Below are 10,135 nucleotides of genomic sequence, written 5' to 3'. Positions count from 1 at the left end.
GTCGCCGCGAAACTCAACCGCCGGCCACGGCCCACCCTCAACCTACAAACCCCAGCCAACCGGCTCAACCAGCTGCTGCAGGCAGCCTAAACCCCCTGCGTTGCTACGACCAGTTGACTTTGCCGCGCTTTAACGACAACAAATGCGAGCTAGTTGGGGTGCGCAGTGTCAGGGTCGCATCCGCGTGCTGCTGAGCCTGAAGCTCGCGGTGCCTCCCGCGCTGAAGGCGGCCGCACCCGTGTTGCCCCATTGAGGGAAGAAGATGTCCGAGATGACCGTCGATCCGTCTTGTGTGAAGACCTCGACGGACGAGGAATCCAGAAGGATGCGGAGGCGGACCTTGCCGTCCTTCATGGGCACGGAAGCCTGGTGGTAGGGGCTGAATTTCGGCGAGAAGTTGGAGGTTCCGGCCGCGGAACGGTCCACTTTCAGGGTCTGGCTTACGCGGTTGTACGAGATGCGGAGGCCTGCTTTCCCGTCTTTCGAACCCCGTAACACCAATCCGGCGTCTGCTGAGCCCGCAACGTCCATTTCGGCGTCGATCAGCTGGGTTCGGGATCCAAAGTCGCTGCCGAGGGACTCCGTGGAGTCAGTGACGGTGAGGTTTTCGCCATGTACTTCACTGGTCTTTGCGTCCGTGAGCGCATCCGCGGCAGCCTGGGCGATGGTCGAATGGAGCTCGAAGCGGCTTCCCGTGGCTACGAGGCTGAGTTGGCGGGGAATGGCCATGGATCCGCGCCACGGGGTGCTCGGTACGGACTGGGCATAGTCCCAATTCCCCATCCAGCCAAGCAGTACCGGCTTTTCACCGGGAGCCGCGCTGATGGTGTTGGCAGCGTAGAAGTCCGCTCCGTGGTCCAGCCATTGCGATTCCGTCAGCGGGTCGCCCGGCTTTGCCGCGTTTTCTGCCGTGAACCGGGTGCCGTCGAAATCGCCCACGAAGTACTGCATGCCGGAGCCTCCCGCGATGCCGCCGGGGTTGATGCTCAGGATAAGGACCCACTTCTTCAGTCCGGTGCCGTCGTCGACGTCCATCTGGAGCAGCTCGGGAACTTCCCAGAGACCGCCTTGAGCGCCTACTCCGGAGAAGTCGCTGAGGAAGTTCCAGTGCAGCAGGTCCGTGGATTTGAAGAGTTTCACCACGTGGGCGTCAGCTACGACGGTGGTCATGACCCAGTATTTGCCGGGCTCGTACCAGGTGATCTTGGGGTCCCGGAAGTTGTTCGACGCCGGCTGCAGGCTGAGCACGGGATTGCCTTTGTACTTGGTCCAGGACGTCCCGTGGTCCAGGCTGTAGGCCACGGACTGGGCCTGGCTGCCCTTGGGCAGAGCCCCGCCGTCGCCGTATGAGCTCGTGTAGAGGGCTATCAGCGGTGGGTTCTCAGCGGTGCCCAGGCCGGAGGCGTTGCTGGTGTCCGGAACGATGGCGCCGGAAAAGATTTCCTCGCTGGCGGAGCCTTCAATGGCTACCGGCTGTTGGGTCCAGTGCACCAGATCGGTGCTGGTCGAGTGGCCCCACGACATATCTCCCCAGAAGTTGCCGCGCGGATTGTGTTGGTAGAACGCGTGGTAGGTGCCGTTTTCGTAGACAAGCCCGTTGGGATCATTGATCCAGTTTTGGGATGACGTCAGATGCGCGGCGGGCCGCCACGGGTCCGATTCGGACGGCGCCGGGGCAGAAGTTCCGGCAGCGGACGGCGGGTTCGCCGCGGACGGCGAGGAGTCCGGCGTCGGGGTGCAGGAGCTCGCGAAGATTGCCAGGACGACGGCGACGACGGCGAGTACCGCCTTGCGGGCGGTCCGGAACGGGTGTTGGGGAGAGTAGAGCATGGGACTTCCTGTGTGTGGCGCGGGGCGCCCGGGGTGAGCCGGACGCCCCATGTTGCCGGGCAGGCAGCAGATCCCCTGCCTGCCCGGCTGGTTTTGGCGGTGGCCTACTTGTAGAGGCCTTCCCCTCCGACGCGGACGTTGGTGGGGAGGTAGCCGAACGGGCCGAGGCCGTTCTTGCCGAAGCTGCGGTCCACCTGGGTGATGCCTCCGGCGAAGTTGATCTTTACCGTGGGGGAGAGGGACCCTCCTCGGACTCCGTCGACGTTGTCGATGAATGACTGCACCAGGCCGCCCGGCTGCACGTAGTGCGAGTAGGCCTGGAACTGACGGCCGTTCTGCTGCGCCGACTGGTTGCCGCTCGGGTTGTTCGCCGGCAGGTTCAAGTCGGTCGGCGAGCCGAGTGCGAGGCCCGAGTTGTTCACGGGCTGGAAGTCGGAACGGACACCGTTGCCGACGAAGCCGTAGACGCCGTCGGGACCGCGCATGCCATCGGCGTAGGTGAACTGGTGGCTGATGGTGAACAGGTAGTACTTGTTCTGGCCGTTTTCGTTCTGGATGAAGATCTGCGGGCGCTCGGTCTGGTCGTTGACGCAGTTGGCGGACAGGATCGGCGGCAGGAAGTGCCACTGGGTCAAGTCCTTGTTGTCTGCCACAGCCAGGCCGACGCTCGCGGTCTGGAACCACGAGCCGGTGGTGGTGTTCACCGTATTGGTGTTTTCGGCATGCGGATCGCCGGGACGGTAGCCAAGGTCAGCATCCGTGCACTTGTAGGCGCCGCGGTTTCCGGCAGTGTTGCCTTCGAAGACCATGAAGGTCTGGCCCGGGTGGGCCGGGTCTTCGAAAGTGTACGGGTCGCGGAAGGCGAAGCCGGCGTTCTGGGCCTTGTTCTGGTAGAGCTTTCCGTCCGGTTCGAGCAGCTTGGTGTGCTGGAAGCCGTCGAAGGTCACGCCGTTCTTGTCGGCGTGGATGTTTCCGAGGGCTTTGGCGATGACCGCGTCCGGAGCGATCCCGCCGCCGCCCGCGTTGCGCTCGGCCCGGTCATAGAACGTAGTGGCCGTGTAGAACACGTTCACGTGGTCGCCCTGCATCAGGCGCGTTGAGCCGGACCATTCGGTGTTGCCGATGGAGGTGTTGTCCAGGAACAGGTGTCCGCCGTAGTTCCATTTGTCCTTGGCGGGGTCGGCGTTGGTCTTGCGGAAGAAGTAGCCGATCCGGGCGTTCCAGTGGCGCTGGTCGAAGCCGTAGCCCGCGTGCCGGTCCGCGACGAGGGAGAAGATCACGTCCCAGCCCTTGTAGCTGATTTGGTTGGCGTTCTGGTCGGTCAGGGACCATGTGTCCCAGACCCAGACGTCGTCGTTCATGGCCGGGAAGTCTTTGGGGATCTCCGGCATGGTCACGTTGGGGCTCATGGAGTTCACGCCCGGAGCCACGTTCGGGTTGCTCTGGGCCATGATCTGCTTGGCATCCGCCCGCGTCCACTTGGACGTGAAGTTTGCTGCGGGATCAAAGGCCTCTTGCGTGTGGACCGTCGGCAGCGGGAATCCCGGCGTGGGGGCCGGCATCGTGGTGGCCGGTTTGTCGGCAGGCAAGTTTGCCTGGGCAGCCGGGGACGCCATGAGCACCGTGGCGGCCACGCTGGCAGCGGCCGCGAAAGCGGCTGCCGACCGCAGACGGCGGCGTGGCCTGTCGGGGTTTGAGTGAGATTTCATGCTTGCTCTTCTCGCGGAGGTTGGACTACGGGGAGTGGGCACAAGCCCTTGTCCGAACTCCGGCGTTCCCGGTAACACCGATGGCGTTGTCAGGAACGCCATCGTCTCGGGCGGAGGGGTTTCCTGGGAAGCCCCGTCCTTCGGTCCTGACACGTCGACTTGCCGGGACCGTTCAAAGCTTGACGCGCGCTGAATGCGGCTGCAACTCGTGTTTCAAGCGGGCTGGGAGGCCAGCGCCCACATGTCAGACATATATGCGCAAGCGCTTACATTTTTACACCGCGCGCGTGCCATGGAAACCGGGCGGGGTCAAATATTTCTGAATAAATCTGATTTATTCGAAAAGTTCACACGCCATTAACACTGGGTCGAATTGACTTGACAGGAGTCGGAAAATTGCCGTGACGACGCCTGTCGTGTACTGCGTGCTGCGTGCCGCGGGTCCGTTCGATGAGGGCTGAGTGAACTGGTGGTGAGTGGGAGCGCGAACTGCCCGCGCCGGGGCCGGCGCGGGCAGTTCGGGTGTTCGTGGATCTGGCTATTTGGCCTTCGGGGAGCGGGTTCGCACCAAGGCGGTGATTCCCGCGACCAGTCCGATGAGGCCGGCGGCCAGGCCGAACCAGCCAGCCGTGGATCCGGCGTCACTGGAGGTGGTCGATGCCGCAGCTGACGGAGCCGGTGTCACGGACGGTGAGGATGTGGGAGCCGCGGATGCGGCGGCGTCACTGGCAGTCGTCACGAACGAGGGAGCCGGGTGCTCCGGTTCGGGCTGTCCCTGAACGGTTTTCTCGTCCCACTTCACCACGGTGCCGTCCGTGTAGGTCTGGGTTGCCGGCAGAGTGATGGTGGTGCCGGCGTCGGGCAGGACGCCCACTGAGATCGAGAACGCCTGGTATTCGTTCTGTCCGATCTGGTGCGCGGCGTCGGCCGTCCACACCACGGATGTGACAGCCTTTGTCACCGTTGCGCCCGCGACCGTGACGGGCTTGGGCAGGGTGGTCGTGACGAGTTCGGCCTTCCAGCCCTCGACCGGTTTCACCGACACCGAGTTGAAGGGCGTGTCGGCGGGCAGGGACACTTCGAGTTTGTCGGTCTTGGCGGTCGGGGACTCGTTGGGGACGTTGAAGGTCAGGTGCGTGTAGCCGCCCGCTGCGGGGTCGTCGGGATTGACGTTGACGTGTGCGGAGGCGGCTGAGGCGCCGAAGGCGAGCAGCCCGGCGGCAAGTGTGGCGGCAGTAGCCGTCTTGAGGGTACGGCGGCGGGAGGTTTTCATGGCAATGATGCCCTTTCACAAAGGAGAACGGTTGGGGACCGGGGCGGACGTAGGTCCGGGCCGGTGAAGGCAGCGATCTGCCGCCTGTCCCTGCCCGTAGGTGAAAGGGGAGAGTCTTAGGCGGCGGACACCAGGGCCGGCGGACCGCGCCGGGAGGGAAGCCGAAGGCCGGGAAGGGAGCAGGGACGCACAGCCGGCGCCGCGCAGGGAGCGGGCGTGCGGAGCGGCTGGATCGCAGTTGGAGCGGGCAACTGGACCAACGGGCGCAGCCACGCTGCCAGCGCCCATAGTGCTTGTTCGCCCCGTGCGAGCACCAGTGCCGTGCCTAAGGTTGCGACCAGGTGAGCCGCGAGCATTTGCCAGTCGCTTGCCGCGGCGTGGGTTGAGGCAACGGCGCTTATAGTGTCCGGGGCTGGCACCAAGGGAACATGTCCGGCATGCCCGGGCTGCAGCGGCGCCGCCGCGGAAGCCCCGGACAGCGCACAGAACGCCCAGTGAAGGCAGAGTTGCCCGGTTCCCAGTAGGCCCGCGAGGACCGGCAATGAAAGGCGGATGCGGGTCAGTACGGCGACCGGAAGGATTGTCAGGGCACCGAGCGCGGTCAAAATGACTGGCATCGGCAAGTTACCGCCACCGGCCAAGTGCCCACCGGCGGCCAAGCCAAGGATGATTGAACCGATGAGGGCCGTCCGCATGAACCGGAAAGGAGCGGATGTCGTCATCGGCAGGCCTTTCCGGTTGAAGCGCAGTGGTGGAGAATCACTCAAATTCTACTGGCCCGCGACGCCGGATTTCCCAAGCAGTCCAGGTAGCGATGCCAGACACATCCCTAGAGTTCGACGGGGAGTCGCCGGGCTCGATCTGGACCAGACTATAAACTCAGTGTATAGATGGAGTGTGAACAACTCCCTCACCCTGTTGGGTCTGCTCAGCCGTCAGCCGAGCTATGGTTACGACCTCAAGCATTCCTATGACCGCTACTTCGGGGCCGGGAAGCCCTTGGCTTTCGGGCAGGTGTATTCGACTTTGGCCCGGATGATCCGTGACGAGCTGATCCGCGCCGTGGGCGAAGAGGCCGGCGGCGGTCCGGATCGTAAGAAGTACGAGATCACGGTTGCCGGCCAAGACAAGGTGCGCGAGTGGCTGTTCACTCCCGACGTGCCATCAGAGTTCCTGCAAAGCAACCTCTTCGCGAAGACCGTGATTGCCTTGCTGATCGACGACGACGCCGACCGGCTGCTCGACGTCCAGCGCGGCGAGCACATGGCGCGTATGCGTGAGCTCACCAGGCTGAAGCAGGATGCCGAGCTGCTCCAAGTGTTGATGTGCGACCACGGGCTGTTTCACATTGAAGCCGATTTGCGGTGGATCGAGCTCACCAGTGCTCGCCTAGCCCGCCTGAAAAAGGAGCTTCAGAACGCATGAATGCTTTGTCCAGCCACCCAGTGGTCCTGAGCGCACGCTCGCTTCATCAGTCCTTCGGCCAGACCCAAGCCCTTCGCGGAATCGACCTCGAGGTCCGCTCGGGTGAGGTATTGGCAGTCATGGGTCCATCCGGTTCCGGCAAGTCCACGCTGCTGCATTGCCTCGCGGGGGTCATGGTCCCGGACTCCGGATCAGTGGTTTACAGTTCACCCGGTGCGCAATTGCCCGTGGAGATTAGTGCCCTGAATGAACCGATGCGGTCGAGACTGCGGCTGACAGACTTCGGCTTCGTCTTTCAATTCGGCCAATTGCTTCCGGAGCTCACAGCGGTGGATAACGTCAGCATTCCGCTGCTTCTCGGTGGAACCAAACGCCCGGAGGCCATGCGCCGTTCGGCAGAATGGCTGGACCGCTTGGGACTGGACGGGATGGGGGAGAAACTGCCCGGTGAACTCTCAGGAGGCCAAGCCCAACGGGTTGCCGTCGCACGTGCCATGGTCACTTCCCCTGCCGTGTTATTCGCCGACGAACCTACCGGGTCTCTCGACTCGCTGGCCTCTGAGAACGTGCTGACGCTCATGCTTGAACTTGTCAGGGAGATCGGCACCACGGTGGTCATGATCACCCACGATGCGCGCACGGCTGCATATGCGGACAGGGAGGTCGTTGTGCGCGACGGCATGATCGGCGCAGGCTACCGGGGGGCTTCGTGAATCCGGGCTTGCTGAAACTAGCTGTGGTTGGCAGTAGGTCCTCCTACGGCCGGCTGATGGGAATCATGGGTGGGGTGGCCGTCGGAGTGTGCCTGCTGCTGTTGCTCTGGGGTGGTGCCAACGGACTGAACCACCGTGACGAGCGTGGTGCCTGGCTGCGTGAAACGGGCGGCTCCTCCATGGCCACCCCCGTGGCTGCGGAAGGGGGCGGCGCTACAGAACCGGTAACGCCTGCACCGTTGACGTCGAATACGGCGCTCATGAGGGCAAATCCGGTGGAAGTTTTCCGGGACCAACTGATCAACCGCCGCGACTTCGCTGTCTCGCCAACGACAACCGTGAAGCTTCCCGGCGTTGAACACGCTCCGGGTCCAGGTGAGTACTATGCGTCGCCTGCACTCCAGCGCCTGATCGAGGCCACCCCCAGGAATCAGTTGGGGGACAGGTTCGGGCAGTTCGTCGGTTTCATCGACGATTCTGCGCTACCGGGGCCGGATTCCCTGATTGTCATCACAGGTGCCACGGAAACCGAGCTTCGACAGAGCGGAGCAGCGACTCTGGTTTCCGGGTTCACGTCCAACCCGTATGGCGAGAACGCCAGCGCATACATGACCGTGCTGCTCATCGGGGCAATTGCGGTGTTCTTTCCCGTGCTGTTGTTGATCCGTATCGCTACCGCCTTGGGCGCGGCTGAGCGCCGGGAACGCTTCGCCACCCTGCGACTGATCGGAGCTTCCCCTCAGGTGGTTTCCTGGATCGCCGCCATCGAAACCGCTATCCCAAGCCTGGCGGGGGCAATGCTAGGCATCGTGCTCGCTGTCTTCCTGACGCCGGCCGCGGCCCAGGTCTCGGTCAACGGGACCAGGATGTTCGAAGGTGACCTTGCCACCAAGGGTGCCATGGCCGCCGTCGTCGTTATCCTGGTGGTTGTGGCCGCAACCCTGGTGGCGGGATACAGCACTGCCCGGGCAGGAATTGGCCCCTTGGGAGCGGCCCGGATGGTGCATGAGAAGGCGCCTGGGAAACGGCGGCTTGTGCCACTGTTGGCCGGACTGCTTGCCATGATCATGGAAGTTGTCATCACCCGAACCGGGAAATTTCGCACTCCATGGCTTGAAATGCCGCTGCTCGTAGGAGGCTTCGCGCTCATCCTGATTGGCATTGTGATCGTCGGACCATGGCTGACCCTGCATGCGAGCCGGCTAGGACTGCACTTCGCGCGCAGCGCGTCCGCCGTCATTGCCGCGAGCCGGATCCGCGGGACTCCCGTGGCGACGTTCCGGTCCGTCGCCGGGTTGGTCGTTGCCGTGTTCGTGGTCTCAGTCTTCGCCGGTGCATCCAGCATCATCCAGACAGAAGCCGGGCCCGCCGCCCGTCCAGGCCTCATTCAGCCCACAAGCCTTCATGCGACCATTGGCGCTGGACAGGCGCGTGCCGAGGTGGCACAAGTCGCCGACCGAGCCAAGGAGCTCCCCGGGATCCACAGTGCCACCATCGCCTACGCCCACTCTGCCATCGCCAAGGGAGGCGGCCCCGACCTGTACATTCAAGCTGGTGACGCTCCCGCCCTGGGATTTGAAAACATTCCTCAGGCCGACGTCCTGTCCCTGGACCTGTCATTCCTTTACCCATGGACAGCGCAACCGCTGACGCTGACTCCTGCGCCGGTCGATCGACTTTCCGCACTCGTGCCTGCGGTGATGGTGGTCGGGACCGATGGGACGCCTGAGGCCATGGACCGAGCCAGGACTCTTCTGAACGGTTCGGGCATCACGGCGCACCCCGCTTCCTCCGTCATGGACACCCAACTGCAGAGTCACACGCGTCTGATCCAGGGCCTCGCGGTACTCGCTTACCTCGGCATGTTTGTGGCCATCGCGATTGCCGGGATGTCCTTAGCAGTCGCCACCGCATCAGCGGTCTTGGACAGGAAAAGGGTCCTCGGCCTCATGCGATTGATGGGGATGCCGGTGTCAGTCCTGCGCCGGATCACCGTCCGTGAGGCTGCAGTGCCGCTCGTGACCGTGTTGTTCCTCTCAATCGGGCTCGGATTTTTCGTCGCTTGGTTAATGGTCACCGGCATCAACGATACGTACAGGGTGACCTGGCCCGCGCCCGACTACTTCGCCGCCCTGGGCCTGAGCCTGCTGCTGGCCCTCGTCGCAGTGACAGCAACATTCAGGGTCATCAGGGCACATACCGCGATATCCGCAACGCGCTTCGAATGAGGCAATCAACGAACTAACGCCGTCGAGCAGAATTTCTGCCCGACGGCGTTCGGCGTTAGTCCCGCTGCCCTGGCCCTACCCGCGGTTCGTTCATCAAAGCTTGGCGATGATGTCCGCGAGGAGGCGCGAAATGCGTGCGCCCGCCGTCTGGCCTGCCTCGATGACTTCCTGGTGGCTCAGCGGCACCGGGCTGATCCCTGCGGCCAGGTTGGTCACCAGGGAGATGCCGAAGACCTCCATCCCTGCGTGCCGGCCAGCGATGGCTTCCAAGGCGGTGGACATGCCCACCAAATCCGCGCCGATTCGCTTGGCGTATTGGACTTCCGCCGGAGTCTCGTAGTGCGGACCGGTGAACTGGGCGTAGACGCCTTCGTCGAGCGTGGGATCCACTTCGCGGGCCAGGCCGCGGATGCGGGAGGAGTACAGGTCCGTGAGGTCGACGAAGGTGGCGCCTTCCAGGGGTGAAGCCGCCGTGAGGTTGATGTGGTCACTGATCAGCACGGGAGTGCCGGGGGTCCAGGCTTCGTTCAGGCCGCCGCAGCCGTTGGTCACCACCAGGGTCTTGCATCCCGCGGCCGCGGCCGTGCGCACGCCGTGGACCACTGCGCGAACGCCTTTGCCTTCGTAGTAGTGGGTACGCGCGCCGAGGACAAGGGCCCGCTTGCCTTCCGTCGTCAGGACCGAGCGGATGGTGCCCACATGCCCTTCAACGGCAGGAGCGTGGAAGCCGGGAACTTCCGACGCAGTGAGCGTCGCCGTCGTTTCGCCTATGAGATCCGCCGCCGCGCCCCAGCCTGAGCCGAGCACGAGCGCGACGTCGTGGGATTCGACGCCGGTCTCCGCCGCGATGTAGTCGGCCGCAGCTTTGGCGGCCTCGAATGGGTCTGTGTTCATCAGCTCTGTGTTACTCACTGGTACAAACTACAGTGCCGCGCGCGCTGTTGAACAGGGCGCTGG

At 63.8% G+C, this 10,135-nt stretch carries 8 protein-coding genes; 3 read left to right on the top strand and 5 right to left on the bottom strand.

Annotated features, from left to right (window positions below):
* Positions 1–168: 168 nt before the first annotated feature.
* From AB0323_RS17430 to AB0323_RS17415, 4 genes are all read right to left on the bottom strand, one after another.
* On the bottom strand, positions 169–1,830 hold the full coding sequence (locus AB0323_RS17430; protein ID WP_366178435.1) for a glycoside hydrolase family 32 protein: 1,662 nt from the start codon (positions 1,828–1,830) through the stop codon (positions 169–171).
* A 104-nt stretch (positions 1,831–1,934) separates the two neighbouring features.
* Positions 1,935–3,539 carry a glycoside hydrolase family 68 protein gene (locus tag AB0323_RS17425; RefSeq protein ID WP_366178434.1) on the bottom strand — a complete coding sequence of 535 codons (1,605 nt, stop codon included), beginning with the start codon at positions 3,537–3,539 and terminating at the stop codon, positions 1,935–1,937.
* 538 nt (positions 3,540–4,077) lie between these two features.
* The gene (locus tag AB0323_RS17420; protein WP_366178433.1) at positions 4,078–4,812 is read right to left on the bottom strand and encodes a YcnI family protein; all 735 of its coding nucleotides are present in this window, start codon (positions 4,810–4,812) and stop codon (positions 4,078–4,080) included.
* A 116-nt stretch (positions 4,813–4,928) separates the two neighbouring features.
* Entirely contained in the window at positions 4,929–5,534 is a 606-nt protein-coding gene (locus AB0323_RS17415; RefSeq protein ID WP_366178432.1) for a hypothetical protein, read from the bottom strand.
* Between the two features lie 175 nt (positions 5,535–5,709).
* On the opposite strand from AB0323_RS17415, the gene AB0323_RS17410 reads away from it, so the two are divergent.
* The 3 genes from AB0323_RS17410 to AB0323_RS17400 are packed head-to-tail and all read left to right on the top strand — an operon-like array spanning position 5,710 to position 9,178.
* Complete coding sequence (locus AB0323_RS17410) at positions 5,710–6,237, top strand: PadR family transcriptional regulator (protein WP_366178431.1); 528 nt, start codon at positions 5,710–5,712, stop codon at positions 6,235–6,237.
* On the top strand, positions 6,234–6,950 hold the full coding sequence (locus AB0323_RS17405; protein ID WP_366178430.1) for an ABC transporter ATP-binding protein: 717 nt from the start codon (positions 6,234–6,236) through the stop codon (positions 6,948–6,950). Before AB0323_RS17410 ends, AB0323_RS17405 begins: the two co-directional genes overlap by 4 nt.
* Positions 6,951–6,958: 8 nt before the next feature.
* Positions 6,959–9,178, top strand: coding sequence for an FtsX-like permease family protein (locus AB0323_RS17400; RefSeq protein WP_366178429.1), 2,220 nt, complete (start codon positions 6,959–6,961; stop codon positions 9,176–9,178).
* A gap of 93 nt (positions 9,179–9,271) precedes the next feature.
* Here the strand turns inward: AB0323_RS17400 and AB0323_RS17395 are convergent, their stop codons facing one another.
* Positions 9,272–10,072 (bottom strand): purine-nucleoside phosphorylase, encoded by an 801-nt coding sequence (locus AB0323_RS17395; RefSeq protein ID WP_366178428.1) that lies wholly within the window; start codon positions 10,070–10,072, stop codon positions 9,272–9,274.
* Positions 10,073–10,135: the final 63 nt, after the last annotated feature.

Origin of the sequence: Arthrobacter sp. NPDC080031, assembly GCF_040702485.1 — a bacterium.
GTDB lineage: Bacteria > Actinomycetota > Actinomycetes > Actinomycetales > Micrococcaceae > Arthrobacter.
Note: the sequence above shows the minus strand (reverse complement) of the source record. Positions and strands in the feature narration are given on the sequence as shown.